An 18,232-nucleotide genomic window follows, 5' to 3' on the forward strand; every position below is an offset into this window, starting at 1 on the left:
AGTAGCATTTGAGAATGCCAGTCAGAAGAGGTCAGTTGATATGACTACTGAAGTTCGTTCAGACGGGCATCAGAGTTTGCTCAGATCTGATTTACCGAAGCAGGAGCGGCTGCTAGCAGGGGTCGCTGAGGCCACAAGGCAACTATTAGCGATCGCAGATTTTGATACGGCAGTTAATGGAGCCCTGGAAGCGATCGCAATCGCGACTGAAATAGATCGCATCTTTATCTATCGGAACCACTCAGAGCTGGGGACCCACAGAGAATTTGCGTCTTGTCCTTATGAATGGACAGTAACAGGGGTGGTTAAAGCGAGTGAGCTCCTGAATCAATTTCCGCTGTTTTACGACGAAATTGATGGGTACAGCGATTGGCTGTCTGAATTGAAGGCAGGCCAACCTGTACAAAAGCTCGCACGGGAAATGTCAGAGGTAGGACAGGACAAACAGATACAGGAACAAGCACTGTCAGTACTCACTGTTCCAATTTTTGTAGAGGGTGACTATTGGGGAAACTTTGGCTTTGATGACTGCACCACCGAACGGATGTGGAGCAAGGTAGAAATTGCAGTACTGGAGACGGCAGCAGCGAGCTTTGCAGGGGCACTAGAGCGGCAGAATAACCTAGCAGAACTAGAGCGGCAAGATGCTTTGCTCAAAAGCGTAAACGCGGCAACACAGCGCTTAGTTACAACGAGCGAGCTAAAGCAGGCGATTCCAGAGGCGTTACGAATTTTGGGTGAGGGGGCGCATCAGGATCGAGTATATGTATTTGAGAATGTATTTCCCCAAGGGCCAGATCAGGTGTTTTGGGATATTCCCTACGAATGGGTAAATACAGGAATTCCAACTTGTGCAGTAACGGCCACTGAATGGCCCATTGCGATGGCTTCTTTCCCGCCAAGTATAAACAATTCTTTACGCTCTGGACAAGTAACTCAGCTTTTAACCAGCGATTTGCAAGGTAAAGCTCAGCACATCAATGAAGAAGGCCAAACGTTGTCCTTGCTTGCCGTGCCGATCACAGTTGCTAGCCAATGGTGGGGGGTATTGGGATTTGACGACTGCACAACAGAGCGTGAGTGGAGTGATGCAGAAATAGCCGTTTTAGAAACTGCAGCTGCTTGTATAGGCAGTGCCATTGAGCGTGACAACGCCCGCAAGGAGAAAGAGACTGCTGCCCAAGCTCGTGTTGCTGAGTTGGCAGAACGAGATCGCATCTTGGAAGCAACGGCTGCCGCTGCCAATGTCATGCTTACCGAGGACGATTTCGACCAAGCCGTTAAAGCCGCGCTTCAAATCGTAGGGGAAGGTTTAGAGGTCGATCGCATTAACTTAGGACAATATTTCGAAGCAACTTCACCACAAGATGTTAGCTACCACGACATGAGCGACTATGAATGGACCTCGGCCCAAACTATACTCCAATCGGAGCATCCTGAGTTCTCTAGAATTAGCGATGCAGGCATAGAGTTTATGCTGGAGACGTTGCATAGGGGTGAAGTCTTTGGTGGCATTGTAGAAGAACTCCCTGAGCCCTTTCGTAGCAGTCAACTTGCTCTAGGCGTACAGTCTACCTACGCAGTCCCCATTCGAGTTGATGGTAGGTATTGGGGCCTGATTGGTTTTGACGATTGCCATCATCTAACACGGCGGAGTGAGGCAGAACTTGAGGCTCTAATAACGCTGGCGAATTGTATTGGTAATGCCATTGAGCGTGAGCGAGAACGCCAGGAAAAAGAAGCGACTGCTGCAGCCCGACTGACGGAGTTAGCTGAACGTGATCGCATCTTGGAAACCACGGCTACTGCCGCCAATGTCATGCTGACGGACGAAGATTTTAATACTGCTGTCCATACTGCTTTGGCAATCGTAGGCAACGGTTTAGAACTGGATCGAGTTTTGCTCGGAAAGCATGTGGATACCGTATTGGCTCAAGAACCAAACTACATCCAGTTCTTATATGAATGGGTGGCTGAAGGAACAAACCTGCAGACAGAACATCCTGAATTGGTAAAAATTAGCAATGAAGGACTGGAGTTGATCTATGAAGCATTAAGCCGAGGCAAAATTTTTGGAGGAATTGTTGATGAGCTGCCAGATCCGTTTCGCACGGGTCAGAAAGAGTTAGGAGTCCAATCGACTTACTCTATACCGATTATGGTGGAGGGTGATTATTGGGGCATTATTGCGTTAGACGATTGCCGTCATCTGACACGACGCAGCGAAGCTGAACTTGAAGCATTGAAAACATTAGCGAATTGTATTGGCAATGCGATTGAGCGTGATCATACTCGCAAGGAAAGAGAGGCTGCTTCTCAGGCTCGTGGGGCTGAGTTGGAGACGCATAATCTGGAACTGGCAAGCCGCGATCGCATATTGGAAGCAACAGCAGCAGCCGCGAATGTTTTACTAACCGATGACGACTTTGAAGGGGCTTTTAATCGAGCCTTGCAAATTATTGGGGAAGCAGTGGGCACCGATCGGGTGGGACTTGCTCAACATCTTGCGTATATCACCGAGGCTGAACCAGGACATTGGCGACTAATTCATGAATGGCATGCCCCTGGGATTACCCCTGTCGCCCAAATCTTTTATCCAGAGCCCATGCAGGGAAGCTATGCCGGGGCTGAGCTGCTTTATGAAATGCATCAGCGGGGCGAAGGCTTTAGCTTAACCACAGCTCAGATGCTTGAACCCTTTCGCAGCAATATGGCAACGGTAGGTGTCCAAACTTTGCATGCAGTTCCCATCCTCTTGCATGATCAGTATTGGGGCACAGTGGTATTTGGCGACTGTCGCCAGCAACGGCAGAGAAGCTTAGCAGAGTTAGCAGCTTTGCAAACGGTTGCAGACTGCATTGGCAATGCCATTGATCGCGATCGCAACCGCAAAGAAAGAGAAGCGGCAACCCAAGCCCGTGCAGCAGAGTTGAAAAAGAATAACGAAATTCTTTCCCTGCGAGATCGCTGGCTCAGTACAACGGCTGCAGCGACAGAAAAACTACTCTCAGAGAATGATCTAAAAAGTGCGGTCAAACCAGCTTTACAAGAAATTGGTGAAAGTATAGGTGTTGACCGTATTGGCATTATGTATGTTTGTGAGCAGGACAGTCAGAAAGTTTTAGGGTTTTTTGAAGAGTGGATTCATCCTAGTCAGCCCGTTCAAAGTGAGAATGCAGAACTGTCAGCCATTCCTTGCCATCTAATTGGTGACCAGCACTTTAAAACTCTACTGGATGGACAATGGTACGGTGGCGATATTGAAGATTTTCCTGAGCCTTTCCGCAGCAGTCAAAAGGAGATTGGTGTCCAGTCTACCTATTCAGTCCCCATCTTTATTGATAGTCAGTTTTGGGGACTAGTTGGTATTGACCACTGCCGAAAGAAGAAGCTGTTAACTAAAACAGAGATTGCTGTTTTTCAAACTATTGCAAGTTGTTTTGCCAGTGCTATTCAACGGGACCAGATTCGCAAAGCTCGTGAAGCTGCCGAACGCACTGCCTTGATTGAGGGTGAACGTGCAGCCCGTGCGGCTGAGCTAGAAGCTGCAAACCAAGTGCTAACAACTCGCGATCGCTGGTTACAGACCACAGCCGCCGCCACCAATCAGCTTTTGTCTACTGCCGATATTTCGAGGGGGGTCAACACGGCCCTCCAAACCCTGGGTACTAATTTAGAGAGCGATCGCTTAGGCGTTATGCGCCATGTTCCTGATGCCACCGAACTTGGTTCTTTCCAAATCCTTTATGAATGGGATGCAGCGGGAACTACTGCCCAAATCGATCATCTCGAACTTTATCAAATGCCTGCCAGTGACTTTGCCGACTGGACGCGCCATTTGATGATGGGTCAACCCGTCGGTGGTCCTATTGAAGAGCAATCCGACCCTTTTCGCACCAAAATGCGGAGCCTAGGCACTCTATCCGCCTATGCTGTCCCTATTTTTATTGAGACGGAGTTCTGGGGCGTGATGTTTATGGACTATTGTCGTAGTTCACGGCAGCTTGCTCCTGCTGAGTTAGCTGTATTTAATACTGCCGCTACCTGTATTGGTGGTGCCATTCATCGAGAACAGATGAGATGTGATCGCGAACAGGCCGAACGCGATGCTCTCTTACAGCAAGAACGGCAACAGGCAGCTCAGAGAAGGGCCACAACCCTAGAAACCCATAACCAACAGCTTCAACAGCGAGATCGGCTTCTCAATAGTGTCAATGCTGCTGCCCAGTCCTTGGTTGCTAATGAAGACCTGGATACAGCGCTGCCCACGATGCTGCAAATCTTGGGCGAGGGGACCGGCCAGTGTCGGGCCTATATTCTGCGGAATTCCCAGGACGAGCAAACTGGCAAATTGCTATTCAACCTGATGCTGGAGTGGGATGCACCCCATATCCCTACCAAAATGGAGGTTGGGGCTCGATTCCCGGTTCCCATTCATCACTTCCCTGAGCATCTAACCGCTCCCCTCAAAGCAGGACGGGCAACTCAATTCCTCGCTAGTGAGTTGGACAGTATCAGCCCAGCAGAACGACAGCCCGGACAGGCCCTTTCCCTTGTAGGGGTTCCCATTTGGGTTGATGGTGAATGGTGGGGATTATTAGGACTCGATGATTGTGTTGAAGAGCGGATCTGGAGCGATGCAGAAATTGCAGTCTTAGAAACCGCAGCAACTGCAGTGGGGGGTGCTTTGGAGCGTGATCGCAGCCGTCAAGATCGTGAAGCCGCAGAGCGGACTGCGTTGATTGAGCGAGAACGGGCGGCCCGTGCAGATGAATTGGAAGCTACGAACCAAGTTCTCCAGACCCGTGAACGCTGGTTAGAAACGACAACTACTGCTGCCAATGTGCTTCTGTCTGGTACTGATGTATCTGTGAGTGTCAACGCAGCTTTACAGACCATCGGTGAGAATCTGGAATGCGATCGCGTTTTTGTTATGCAGGGGATGGCAAAACCAAACGGCTCTGCTGACGAACTTGGCTTTGCTTGCTTAACCCATGAGTGGTGCTCAGAGGGGCTGGAACACCACATTAATATCCCTCAAATTGCAAAAGTTCCGGTTGAGAGATTTAAGGAGACCCTGGAGCAGATAGGCGATAGGCAATGGATTGGTGGCATCGTTGATGAATTAACAGAGCCGATGCGTAGTTACCAACAGTCTCTGGGTGTTAAATCTATGTACTCTGTTCCAGTGTTTGTGAACGGCAAGGCATGGGGGTTGGTCGGTATAAATCACTGCCGGGAGGCTAAACGGATCAGCCAATCAGAACTTGCAGTGTTTCAAACAGCTGCAAACTGTATTGGCAGAGCCATTTATCAAGAGATGGCCCGACGTGATCAGGCAGCTCAGGAACGGGCAAAGCTATTGGGGGCAGTTGCTGAAGCAGCGAATCTATTGCTGCGTTCAGCAGACTATACAAAAGTGTTGCCGGAGGTGGTGCGGCTGTTGGGTGAGGCGGTGGAGTGCGATCGCTGTGGTATCGGCCAGGATGTAATGGACCCAAACTCTCATCAATCAGTTGCCAGCATCAAATTAGCATGGGAATGGAGACATCCTGCTAGAGCATACCATTGGGACCACCATTGCACTTACACAGACAAAATTTTTTACTGGGAACATACCCCTTTTATTTACGAAGCTTTAAGAATGGGGCAAGTTGTTAATACCTGCATCGCTGATTTACCTGAACCTGATCGAAGTTCCTTATCAACCCTTGGCCTTTTAGCACAGTGCTTTGTCCCCATTGCTGTAGAACAAAAACTTTGGGGCTTTTTTAACTTTGATAACTATGGTGAATCTCGGCTTTATGATGAGGCAGATATTGCGATTTTGCGGGTGGCGGCAGAAAGTATTGCAGCGGCAATTGCACGGCAGTCTCAAGATGAAGCATTGCGCAGATCAGAACAAGCTATTCTTGCGGAAAAAGAAAAAGCAGCAAGAGAGCGGGCAGCAGAGCTGGCAAAGACAAATGAGGCGATTGGTCGAGCCCTTGTCGCTCTCACCGAAACACCTGAGCTAGGTGAATTTTTAGGGCAAATCTTAACTCAAATGATCAATCAAGTTGAGGCCTGCAAAGCTCATCTATTTTTGTATGACGAAGAGTCAGATACATTGAATCAATATATGGCTGTTCAGGATGGGCAGGTTTATCAAGGCGCGGCTCCAACCGATCCAGACATGTTTCGCCGTCCTGTTCCGTCCAAGATTTCCAACGCTTGGGAGATGATAGTCAACTCTCCTAAACCCTTTACGCTAGATGAGCGCCACCCTGAAGCTGCAGAAGCCTATTGGCCGGAATCTATTCCCTGGCATCAGGCGGAAGGACATATTTCCTCTACCTGCGCCTGCATGAAGGTGGGAGGAAAACCCATTGGTTTTATCGGTTTTGCCTTCCGCCACGTTGCCGTCCTCAGCAACGAACAACTAGAGTTTATTCAATCCCTGACCAACCAAGCGACCCTCTCCATTCACCTGACTCGTCTGGCGGAAAAAGCCAAACAAGCTGCTATTGCACAGGAACAAGAACATGCTGCTCGAGAACGAGCGGTTGAGTTAGCTAAGACCAATGAGGCTATTTCAAAAACGCTAGATGTACTGACAACAACTCCAGAACTCAACGAATTTCTAGGTCAAATTTTGACCCAAATTATTGAGCAAATTGGGGCAGATGATACCCACCTATTTTTGTATGATGCCGAGACTCATACGTTGCGATCGCAACTTGCAGTCCAAAGCGATACCGTTTACTTAGGAAATGCCCCTGGTGACCCTGAACTCTTCTACACAGATATTCCTGCTGATATCACAGCGGCTTGGCAAATTCTTATCAAATCCGGCAAGCCCTTTACTTTAGACGATCAAAATCCTGAAGCAGCAGAATTTCTCTGGCCGACAACCCAAAAGTGGCACGATGCCCGAGGGCATCAATCCGCCACCTGTGCCTGCATGAAAATTGGCAACCAACCCATAGGATTTATTGGATTTGCCTTTTGCGATCGCACCATCCTCAGCACTGAACAGCTTGAATTTGTCCAAGCCCTCACCAACCAAGCCACCCTCGCCATTCACCTCACCCGCCTTGCTGAACAGGCTCGGACCAATGCCCTCACCGATGAGCGTAATCGCCTCGCCCGCGAAATTCACGATACCCTAGCCCAGGCCTTCACGGGCATCTCTCTCCAGCTCGAAGCTGCCAAAAATATCTTGGTCCAACAGCCCGAAACCGCAAAGAGCTACCTAGACCAGGCCCGTGACTTAACCCGTCAGGGCCTATCTGAAGCTCGTCGTTCCGTTCATGCCCTGCGCTCCCAAGCCTTGGAGACCGAATCCCTAGTCAGGGCTCTCCAGAAAAGTCTCACCCAGATGACCCTCAATACATCCCTACAGACTGAATTCCAACTTCAAGGGACTCCTACTCTTCTTGAGGAGGGGCTACAGCTCAATCTCCTTCGTATTGGGCAAGAGGCCATTACCAACGCCCTCCGCCATGCCCAGGCCCAAACCCTCACTGTTACTCTGACCTTTACAGACCAACAGGTTAGTCTTGGTATCGTGGATGATGGTGTGGGCTTTGAACCCCAAGATGCGGCTGATATAACGGGATTTGGACTAGTGGGCATTCATGAACGAACGGCCCGTTACAAAGGCCAAGTCCAGATTATGAGCCAGCCGGGTAAAGGAACCTCTATTGAAGTGACTCTGCCCACCCAGCTTAAGGGGTAAAGTTTGGATTGAAATGTCGAATTAACCGCACAGTTCGTTGATATTCTTGCTGATTGCCCTGTTTGGCAAACAGCCCTGCGGCCCGTCTCAGATCGACCAACCCATTCGTTTGATCTCCCAAAGAGAGCCTGACACTTCCCCGATACAGATAGGCTTCTGCGAATCGGGAGTCTCGCTGCACCGCATCATCAAAATCTTCTAGCGCCCCGAAGTCATCCTCCAGCTCAAACCGCACTTTTCCCCGATGGAAGTAGGGAGCGGCACTATCTGGATCGAGAAGAATTGCTTGGGTGAAGGTTGCGATCGCAGCTTGATAATTTCGCTGTTGTAGATGAGCCTGCCCTTGACGAATTAAACCGGCAAGATTGTCCTCCAATGCGATAGCCGTCTTGGGGCCTAAAGTCAGCAGCAGCACCATCCCTAAACCGAATAGTTTGTTTGATTTCAACATTTTCCGATTCGCCAATATCTCTCAAAATCAACTCGGCATTGTAGCGGAGTTGTATGGTTAATCATGGAGCAGCAACCTGAAAATAGCCTGAGCCAACCCCAAATAAGCAAATATGTCTCCACTCATCCGTCTCCTTGTCGTTGAAGATCACCCTGTTGTCCGCCATGGCATTATTGCTATCCTCAGTCAGGCCGAGGATATGGATGTGATTGCCGAAGCCGAAAACGGTTTAGAAGCCATTGACCAATACCAGAAGCATCAGCCTGATATCACCCTTATGGATCTGCGGATGCCCCATCTCGAAGGGGTCGAAGCGATTGCCCGCATTCGAGCCAAAACCTCCAAAGCCCAGATCATCATTCTCACAACCTACGATACGGACGAAGACATCTATCGGGGACTTCAGGCCGGAGCACGGGGTTATATTCTCAAAGACACCACAGCCACAGAACTGATCCATGCTATCCGCACTGTTCATGGTGGCAAACGCTACATTCCTTCAGAAGTCGCACTCAAACTAGCTGACCGGATTGACGATAGCGATCTCACGGATCGGGAACTCGAAGTTTTGCAACTCCTGAGCAAGGGGAACAGCAACCAAGAAATTGCCGCTGCCCTAACGATTTCCGAAGGGACCGTCAAGTTTCATATCAACAACATTCTTTCCAAATTGGGGGTCAAAGATCGCACTCAAGCGGTGATTGTAGCCTTAAAAAAAGGATTAGCCCGACTCGACTAGGGTTGTCCTTCTGTAAACCTAGCCAAAAGTTATGGATGCTCCCCCTCTGAAGGTTGGGAATTTCTCATGACTCCCCTATAGCTCTATTCCTGAACACTGGGCTAGCGCTTTTACTGGTCTGATTTGGTATAAAAAGTCAGGTCTGACGACAAGCGACGAATGACCTTGCCTCTTCGTAAAATCTATTTCGTGAAGGCAATTCACTCTTGTAAACGGACGGAATAACTGTCTATGCCGCCGCCCTTACGCCCTTGCGATCATTATCAAGGTTCTCTCGATGAGGTTGTGACTCTCATCATCTATGGAGATTATCAATGTTCCCAGTCATCCCAAGCCTACAGAACAGTCAACAATATTTTGAATACATCCACCCATCCCTTCTGTTTAGTCTATCGACACTTTCCCCAAACCCCACCCCATACTCCCGCGTGGAAGGCTGCCGAGGCGGCCGAGGCCGCCTCAGCTCAGGGGAAGTTTTGGGAGATGCATGACCTCTTATATCAGCATTCAGCAAGCTTAGAAGATGACAAACTGGTCGAGTATGCGGTCGAGATTGGCCTTCATATTCCCCACTTTCTTAAAGGTCTCACTAGCCATACCCATACTGCGCAAGTACAGGCTGATGTGGACAGTGGGATTGCTAATGCAGTCAAAACCCCGCCTACTGTCTTGATTAGTATTCGCTGTCAAAAAAGTCAATCCTTAGAACCCCTCCTTTCTAAGGTGAAAGAGATTGCTGCACTGACTCAATCTAAAGATAGTTCTTAAACGGTGACTCAGAATTATTTTAAAGAATGAATTTCTATAATTTTTCAATTAATTTGAAGATTAGACTTCATAACTTCTTTCACTAATGCTAGAAACTTTTGCCTGGGAGACCAACTCAGTACACGTCTTAAACAGTCATATTAAGTCTAACTCCCCATTTTCCTGCCTCAGGTTTGTACAAGAGTATTGCCTTCTCAGTCGTTCAAACTCAGCAGAGACTTTACATGAGCATTCAAGAGCAATTAGAGCAGCCGTTTTATAAACTGGAAGGCTTCTCCTTTTATGCCGCTAACGAACCCCCGACTTGTTATGAGGAACATCGTCACGATGAACTCGAAATATGTTTAATGCTCAATGACGCAGCCGCACAGGTCGAGTGGCTGCCAACAGATGGTGGATCAAAATATCGCCAAATCTCTGCCGATAAGCTCTGTATTATTCCATCTCACCATTCCCACACCCTTGCCTGGGACATGCCTGCAGACTACATTTTAATCTTTTTGCATCCGAGCTTTGTTCTCCAAACCACCTATGAATGGACCCTGAGTCGCTCCGTTCAGTTTGAAGGCCAATATGCCATTTCCGATTCACTGATTCATTCCCTCGCCCTAACCATGCGCTCCGCCTTTGACAACCAGGAATTTATTGATCATCTCTACATTGATTCCTTGGTCAACGTATTAGCAATGTATCTCCTCAAAGCCCACTCGGATTGTCAGTCTGTTATCAGTAACTCTCCTCGACCTCAGAGGTGGTTGCGACAGACCCTTGACTATATTCATGATTCCCTCGGGCAAGATCTGCGACTATCAACCCTGGCAAATATTGCCCAAATGAGTGAGAGCAGTTTTTGTCATCTTTTTAAGGAGCAGATGAGTATCTCCCCCCACCAATATGTTATTCGCCAACGCATTGAGAAGGCCAGATTGCTGCTCATTGATAAGAAGTTACCGATTGTAGAGATTGCCTATGACTGTGGCTTCAATAGTCAAAGTCATTTAACACTCTATTTCCGACAGCATGTTGGCATAACCCCCAAGGCTTATCAAGATGCTCATTAATGCCAGACTAGGGCAGGAAATCAGGTGAAATTTTCCGACCTTTTTTCTGGGAAATTGGAAAGAGGTTAAGGTCATTCCTTAAGTTCTCCCTTAACCTCATTATCTTGACGCACAAACTGTAAGGACTATTGCTCAATAGGAAGATTGTTTGTAGAAACAATCTCCCATGAACCCCAATGAGGATTTTTGCTCTCCTGATGAAGATTCACCGATCTGCTCCGTCAACTGCGGCGATCCAGACTCTATTCTCCAAATTTGTCCTGAACGCCCTCAACTCTCTAGTCAGGCAGCTGGGTGGGATGGACTCATTCTTAAAGAACACCATCAACCGGCTCATACCACACCAGCCCATGAGTTCACTCAGCATGTATTAATCCTTTCGCCCTTGGATGAAGAATTTGAGGTGGAGTATCAGTTAGGAGAGCTATCCTTTCAGGGACCCTATGGCAATGGGGAGATTATGATTATTCCAGCCCATACCCGCCAGCAGTGTCAGTGGCATCAGGGGGTAAAGTTTCTCAGCCTTAGCCTCGAACCTCAATTTTTCGAGACGGCTGCTTATGATTTAACAACTGTAAATCGCTTTGAATTACTGCCGAATATTGCTGTTCAAGATCGTTTGATCTATGACATTGGCACGGCCTTACGGCAAGAACTCAATACTCTCGACCTCGCGGATCACCTGTATGTTGACTCCCTAGTCACCGCCTTATCCATCCATTTGATGAAACGGTATTGTGCTCAAGTTCCCCGCATCAGTGATCCCTCTGACAAAGGCTTGTCCCCAGTGCTGTTGAGTCGGGCATTGGCATATATCAACGATCAATTGGATCAAAATCTGAAATTAGTGGATCTTGCCAAAGAAGTAGGCATGAGTCGTTATTACTTTTCACGACTGTTTAAGAAATCTATGGGGATTGCCCCTCACCAGTACGCCATTAAGCAGCGCATCGAAAAAGCTAAGCGGTTGCTGAAGCAATCGAATATCCCCATCGCCATGATTGCTCAACAGTGTGGTTTTACCAATCCGAGCCACTTGAGCAAATATTTTCGTCAACTCACCGGAGTTACCCCAAAAGCCTTTCGAGACCAATATCGTTGAGTTGAGAATGAGTGCAAGATCGTAATAGTACCTGCAGGAATATAAAAGATCTTTATCCGGTTAACTTTGTATTCTAAAGTCATTGGCATCACACCCAGAGGTCAACTTCACTAGCTGATGAACGACGATTCATTGGCTAGTGAAGCCCAATATACAAAGTGCTTCGGGTGTCATCTCATCAATGGGTGATAGCTCCGGATACTTGCCCCTAATGTTTCTGTTAATTTCTAAAACATAAAAGCTATCGAGAATTTTATGGAGGTGATCAACAGCAATACAATTAGTAAAAAAACAGCACTTTATTTATTGTTTATGGCTAAGTATAGAGTGACGTTTTCGCTAGTGTTAGAAATTATAGGGTGACGTTTATTTATTTCTTGATATTTAATTTACTTATGTCTGATGTAGAGGTTAGAGGTTTTCAGGCTTGCCATTGACTTTGTGCATCAACAGTTTGAACTAGTCTCAGAACAGAATTATTCCCCCTTTGCTGATTAACTGCAGCAATCCATTCATCTCTCAGATGACAGGGCGGCCTTCTTTTATTCATCCGTTAGGAGACAATCATGAGTGCTGTTTCAGCTCTTAAATAACTCAATGTCCTGCAATCCCTAAAGTGCTGTCGTCAGTCCATGGGGTTTGACTATATTCGTCGCTGTTCTTAGGAAAGCGAAGACCTGAACGGGCTAGCAGGTGATGAAGAAATGCAGGAGGATATCTCTAATTCAGCGATTTTTCAGGAGGCCATACTGCAGCTGTTCAATGATCCAGGTAATGGGGATGTGCTCACTGAATCGCTCACGTCCGAGGGAACTTTCAAGTCTGAGCAGAGCGCCAATGTCACCTCCTTTAAGTTCTTTTTGACAGCGACATTGAGTTAAGGCTGAACATCCTGATCATTGCCCTTCAAGGAGCCTTGCCTTAGTTTGCTCACCATTCCCCTGATGGGAGTTGCTTCCTGCTGGGCTCAATACCAGTACCTACGAATGTCCTAAGAGGGATTCAGGAGCTTCTCAAGACTGTGCTTCCACAGCTCATTTAATGCTTAATTCTAATCCGCAGCTAAGGGGAAAACGATGGAAATCGGAATGATCGGTCTCGGTCGAATGGGGGCCAATATTGTTCGGCGTCTGATGCGTTATGGACATAGTTGTGTGGTCTATAACCGTACGCCAGATAAAGTCACCCAACTCGAAGCTGAAGGGGCTATCGGAGCTGTCTCGTTAGAGGATTTAGTCCAAAAGCTCACCCCTCCCCGCACCATCTGGGTGATGGTGCCTGCGGGAGAAGTGACTGAGCAGATGATCATGATGCTGGCAGACAAACTGGACCGCGACGACATTATTATTGATGGCGGCAACTCTTACTACAAAGACGATGTGAGACGAGCCCAAACCCTTCAAAACCAAGGTATTCACTATGTCGATGTTGGGACTAGTGGAGGGGTTTGGGGATTAGACAGAGGCTACTGCTTGATGATTGGGGGACCCCAGGAGGCCGTCGACCATCTGGACCCTATTTTGAAAACCATTGCGCCAGGCAAAGGAGATATCGAAACTACCCCCGGCCGAGACTCGCTCAATGCTACCGCCGAAGAAGGTTATCTGCATTGTGGTCCCGTGGGGGCTGGACATTTCGTCAAGATGGTACATAACGGCGTTGAATATGCGCTGATGCAGGCCTATGCCGAGGGCTTTGATATTTTTCGCAGTGCGAACTCCGATGAACTGCCTGCTGCCCATCGATACAACTTGAACACGGCTGACATTGCCGAGGTCTGGCGACGGGGGAGTGTGGTGGGTTCATGGTTGCTCGATCTAACCGCCATGGCTTTAGCTGAGGATCCAGCTTTGTCTGGCTATTCTGGCCATGTCCAAGACTCCGGTGAAGGACGGTGGACCTTAATGGCTGCCATCGAATCTGCCGTTCCGGCGGATGTCCTATCCGCTGCTCTATATACGCGGTTTCGCTCTCGCCAAGAGCATACCTTCGCCGAAAAAGTATTGTCGGCCATGCGCTACAAGTTTGGCGGTCATGTAGAAAAGTAAGGAAGCCCTAATGATCACTGCCACAGCACCCAGCTTAAACGCGACTGATCCCATTCAAGCAGTCGGTCCTTGCATCATTGTTATTTTTGGAGCGGCTGGAGACTTAACCAAACGGAAGTTAATTCCGGCCCTCCATAACCTAGCCCAGAACAAACTCCTACCGGATTCCTTCGCCATCCTAGGGATTGGCCGCACCCCAATTCAAACCGAAGCATTTCGCACCCAAATTCACCAGAATTTACAGAAATTTGCTTCAGATTTACTGGAAGCAGATTTATGGCAGTGGCTGGAGCCCCGGCTTCATTACCTAGCGGGTAACTTTCAGGCCCCAGAGACCTATGGTCATCTAGTTCAACAACTACAGCAGCTCGATCAAGACTTTGGCACCCAGGGCAACTATCTTTTTTATTTCGCCACGGCCCCGACCTTTTTTACGGAGATTACCCAGCAGCTCGGTGCAGCTGGACTTGTTCAGGAAACCCCTGATCAGTGGCGACGGATTATTTTTGAAAAGCCCTTTGGCCAGGATCTAGCCTCTGCCCAGACATTAAATCAAGTCATTGGTCAGGTCCTCACCGAACCGCAGATCTACCGGATTGATCATTATTTAGGTAAGGAAACGGTTCAGAATATTTTGGTGTTTCGGTTTGGTAACGGCCTATTTGAGCCTGTTTGGAACCACCGCTACATTGATCATGTACAGATTACCGTTGCTGAACAGGTGGGGGTTGAGAGTCGCGGGGGCTACTACGAAGGTTCAGGTGCCCTGCGAGATATGATGCAAAATCATCTGTTTCAGCTCTTAGCGCTCACGGCCATGGAGCCACCGGTCTCTTTTGAGGCAGATGCGGTTCGGGATGAGAAATCTAAAGTTCTCAAGGCCATCGAGCCCCTCACGGCAGAAGAGGTTCTCACCTGTGCGGTCCGCGGACAATATGGCGAGGGTCTGATGAAGGAACAGCCGGTTTCTGCCTATCGACTAGAATCTCGGGTATCTCCAGACTCGAATACGGAAACCTTTGCGGCTCTTAAGCTCACTATTGATAACTGGCGATGGGCGGGAGTGCCCTTTTACCTGCGCACGGGCAAACGGCTGCCTGAGCGAGTCAGTGAAATTGCGATTCAGTTCAAGCGAGTCCCTTCCCTGCTATTTCGGGAGACTTCCATTGATCAGCTGACCGATAACTTTTTAGTCCTCCGATTGCAGCCCAATGAAGGCATCAGTCTTCAATTTGGGGCCAAAGTGCCTGGCCCTAAGGTCCGCATGGGCAGTGTCAATATGGACTTTTGCTATGCCAACTACTTTGATTCCACCCCAACCACTGGGTATGAAACCTTGTTGTATGACTGCATGATTGGCGATGCCACTCTATTCCAACGATCCGACAATGTGGAGTTGGGCTGGCAGGTCGTTACGCCGATTTTAGATGTGTGGAATGCCCTCCCCAGCAGAGATTTTCCGAACTATGGGGCTGGGAGTTGGGGACCTCAAGCAGCCACAGAATTGATGGCACGAGATGGACGTCAATGGCGCAGCACCAGTCCTCAGTTTTGCAGTTAATTGGAAAAAGAAATGAGTCTTCCTACTACCTTCAACGGGCATCTCTGGCAACAGCATCGACGCTCTGAGCAGCCGATTGAAATCTCCATCTTGTTGACTCAGATGGGCTTTGCGGCCAAGGTGCTGGCCCAGGAAATCAGTCGAGCCGCCCTAGTGGGCAATTTAGGTCTCGTCGGTGAGAAAAATGCCACAGGAGATGCTCAAAAAAAGCTCGATGTGTTTAGCAATCAGATCATGATTGATGCTTTTTCAAACATCGGTTTGGTGGCTGCGATCGCATCCGAAGAACTCGACCAGGTGAAGTTGATTGAATGCGGCCAGCAGGCCCAATATATTCTCTGCACCGATCCTCTAGATGGTTCCTCTAACACCGATACAGGCAGTGCTGTCGGCACAATCTTTGGTATCTATCGCCGTCAAACGACTGGATATTGCAGTACCGAAGCGGATGCCCTGCAGCCCGGTACAGAACTGGTGGCTGCGGGCTATGTCCTCTATGACACCAGTACGATGTTGGTCTATTCCACTGGCAGCCGGGTTGATGGGTTTACCCTTGATCCGAGTTTGGGGGAATTCCTCCTCTCCCATGAGAATATTCGCTGTCCTGAAACAGGCAAGACCTATAGTGCCAACTTGAGCTATTACCAGGAATGGCATCCCCATATCCAAAACTTTGCGGATTACTTGGGCGATCGCAAGTCTCATACAGCCCATACCCTCCGCTATAGCGGTGCCCTCGTTGCTGATGTCCATCGCTGTCTACTAGAGGGAGGACTCTATTTTTATCCCCCCACAGAGGATCAGCCTGACGGCAAGCTGCGGTTGCTGTATGAATGTGCGCCATTGGCCTTTTTGGTGGAACAAGCAGGGGGGAGGGCGACCTCCGGCCAAGCTCGAATTATGGAGCTAGAAGTGACCTCTATTCACCAGCGGTCGCCCCTGGTGATTGGCAGCCAATCTGCTGTTGATCTATACCAAACCTTTCTGGAGCAAGGGAAAGCACCCTAGACACCTCTAATGAATTGGGTTTCTCAGAGGTAATGAGGTGATTGCTTAACTAGCATTCAGAATGCCATCAGTAAAACTTAAGCCCCTAGCCATAAGCTCACAGTCACGATACACAAGAAAGAGACTTGAACCATGATTACGAAATCTTTAATTACAGTCGCTGCCATTCTTACGTTCACACCCACATTAGTGTGGGCCGCTGATGTCTTAGAGGGGGCAACGGTGGTTGAATCTGCCACCTTTACAGGGGAAAGCGATCATGCCGTCAGTGGCAAAGTTGAGATTGTTAAAAAGGGCAAAGTCTATTACCTCGTTCTGGGTGAAGACTTCTCCTTTGATGGTGCTCCTGATCCCCGTTTGGGCTTTTCGAGTCAGGATTCTTTTGTTGAAACCAGTACGTTTTCAGGTCTCAACCTTGATAATGGCAAGCAAATCTATCGGCTACCTGCCACCCTTGATATCAGTAACTTTGATGAAGTAACCATTTGGTGCGAAAAGTTTGGCGTGCCTTTGGCAGAAGCAAAATTCTAACGAGACAGTATTGCCTTACTTGCAGCTTGTTCCAACGGATTTTGGGGTCTATTAGTCGGCCCGATTTCTGATAAATCCTAGAATTTCTTGGAACGAGTAACCTTTATTGCTCTCGATCCAGCTACTATGCTTTTTAAAAAATCAGTTTTTTATACATCCTTATTATTAAGTGGTGTGCTGGTCAGTCAGGCTGCCAGATTCCACCCTCCAGTACTCGGTCAAGCCGTTCTAGAAAGGACTGCAGCAGACCCTCAATTGCTTCAGTCTGCGGCTCAGAAAAATCTAGTGGCCGTGAAAGGGGTTAGTCTCACGGTCTCGGATATGGACCAAGCTTTGGCATTCTATACAAAAATATTGCCCTTCAAAAAAGTCTCAGATACCGAGGTGACGGGGACGGAATATGAACGGTTGCAAGGCGTCTTTGGTTTGCGAATGCGGGTTGTGCAATTGCAGTTGGGGCGGGAAAGCATTGAGCTAATTGACTACCTAACGCCTGGGGGGCGCCCCATTCCTGTTGATTCTCGCAGTAACGATCTCTGGTTTCAACACATGGCGATTGTGGTGCGGGACATGGATGCGGCCTATCAGCTCCTGCGGCAACATAAGGTTCAGCACGCTTCCACAGGTCCCCAAAAACTCCCAGACTCTATTCCAGCAGCGGCAGGGATTGAAGCATTTTATTTTCGGGACCCCGATGGCCACAACTTAGAAATTATCTTCTTCCCACCCGACAAAGGGGATCCACGCTGGCAAGAGCCGACGGAGGAATTGTTTTTGGGGATTGATCATACTGCGATCGCAACCTCCGATACCCAAGCCAGTCGTAATTTTTATGAAAATCTTCTGGGTCTCAAACTCGCAGGCCAAAGCGAAAACTTCGGGACAGAACAGGAACACCTCAACAATGTTTTTGGGGCCAGACTCCTGATTAGTGGCCTCAAAGCCCCCACAGGCCCTGGCGTCGAATTTTTAGATTATTTAGCCCCCGCCAATGGTCGACCCATTCCCATCGATAGCAAAGCAGATGACCTCTGGCATTGGACCACCATTATTCAGGTTAAAAATATCGAGCAGGCTGCAGACCAACTTCGTCAGGGAGGAGCAACCTTCATCTCCCCTGGAGTGATCACCCTGCCCCCAAACAAACTGGGCTTCCGTAAAGGATTTCTAGTCAAAGATCCCGATGGACATGTCCTTCGTATTGTCCAGTTCTAGTCCCTTTATGCCCCGCAAACATCTAATA

The 18,232-nt window shown here is 48.5% G+C and carries 11 protein-coding genes; 10 read left to right on the top strand and 1 reads right to left on the bottom strand.

Annotated features, from left to right (window positions below; translation table 11 throughout):
- The first annotated feature begins 40 nt into the window (after window positions 1-40).
- Window positions 41-7,720: a GAF domain-containing protein gene (locus I1H34_RS13300; protein ID WP_212666030.1), complete on the top strand. Its 7,680-nt coding sequence runs from the start codon at window positions 41-43 to the stop codon at window positions 7,718-7,720.
- Here I1H34_RS13300 and I1H34_RS13305 read toward each other — a convergent pair.
- A complete protein-coding gene (locus tag I1H34_RS13305; RefSeq protein ID WP_249370107.1) occupies window positions 7,710-8,171 on the bottom strand; it encodes a tetratricopeptide repeat protein in 462 nt (153 codons plus the stop codon). The two genes, I1H34_RS13300 and I1H34_RS13305, sit on opposite strands and share 11 nt — an antisense overlap.
- A 112-nt stretch (window positions 8,172-8,283) precedes the next feature.
- Between I1H34_RS13305 and I1H34_RS13310 the strand changes: the two genes are divergently transcribed.
- The 9 genes from I1H34_RS13310 to I1H34_RS13350 all read left to right on the top strand — a co-directional run bounded on the left by I1H34_RS13310 (window position 8,284) and on the right by I1H34_RS13350 (window position 18,204).
- Window positions 8,284-8,910 (top strand): response regulator, encoded by a 627-nt coding sequence (locus I1H34_RS13310; RefSeq protein ID WP_212666031.1) that lies wholly within the window; start codon window positions 8,284-8,286, stop codon window positions 8,908-8,910.
- A gap of 231 nt (window positions 8,911-9,141) precedes the next feature.
- A complete protein-coding gene (locus I1H34_RS13315; protein WP_212666032.1) occupies window positions 9,142-9,678 on the top strand; it encodes a DsbA family protein in 537 nt (178 codons plus the stop codon).
- 224 nt (window positions 9,679-9,902) lie between these two features.
- Window positions 9,903-10,739: an AraC family transcriptional regulator gene (locus I1H34_RS13320; protein WP_212666033.1), complete on the top strand. Its 837-nt coding sequence runs from the start codon at window positions 9,903-9,905 to the stop codon at window positions 10,737-10,739.
- Between the two features lie 166 nt (window positions 10,740-10,905).
- Window positions 10,906-11,841, top strand: a complete 936-nt coding sequence (locus I1H34_RS13325; protein WP_212666034.1) for an AraC family transcriptional regulator — start codon at window positions 10,906-10,908, stop codon at window positions 11,839-11,841.
- A gap of 1,076 nt (window positions 11,842-12,917) precedes the next feature.
- Window positions 12,918-13,889: a phosphogluconate dehydrogenase (NAD(+)-dependent, decarboxylating) gene (gene gnd, locus I1H34_RS13330; protein WP_212666035.1), complete on the top strand. Its 972-nt coding sequence runs from the start codon at window positions 12,918-12,920 to the stop codon at window positions 13,887-13,889.
- Window positions 13,890-13,899: 10 nt separating this feature from the next.
- A complete protein-coding gene (gene zwf, locus I1H34_RS13335) occupies window positions 13,900-15,450 on the top strand; it encodes a glucose-6-phosphate dehydrogenase (RefSeq protein ID WP_249370109.1) in 1,551 nt (516 codons plus the stop codon).
- A gap of 12 nt (window positions 15,451-15,462) precedes the next feature.
- The gene (fbp, locus tag I1H34_RS13340) at window positions 15,463-16,458 is read left to right on the top strand and encodes a class 1 fructose-bisphosphatase (protein WP_212666036.1); all 996 of its coding nucleotides are present in this window, start codon (window positions 15,463-15,465) and stop codon (window positions 16,456-16,458) included.
- 132 nt (window positions 16,459-16,590) lie between these two features.
- Window positions 16,591-16,989, top strand: coding sequence for a DM13 domain-containing protein (locus I1H34_RS13345; RefSeq protein ID WP_212666037.1), 399 nt, complete (start codon window positions 16,591-16,593; stop codon window positions 16,987-16,989).
- A gap of 174 nt (window positions 16,990-17,163) precedes the next feature.
- Window positions 17,164-18,204 carry a VOC family protein gene (locus tag I1H34_RS13350; protein WP_249370111.1) on the top strand — a complete coding sequence of 347 codons (1,041 nt, stop codon included), beginning with the start codon at window positions 17,164-17,166 and terminating at the stop codon, window positions 18,202-18,204.
- Window positions 18,205-18,232: the final 28 nt, after the last annotated feature.

Origin of the sequence: Acaryochloris marina S15 (assembly GCF_018336915.1) — a bacterium.
In the GTDB taxonomy this organism is placed as follows: Bacteria; Cyanobacteriota; Cyanobacteriia; order Thermosynechococcales; family Thermosynechococcaceae; genus Acaryochloris; species Acaryochloris marina_A.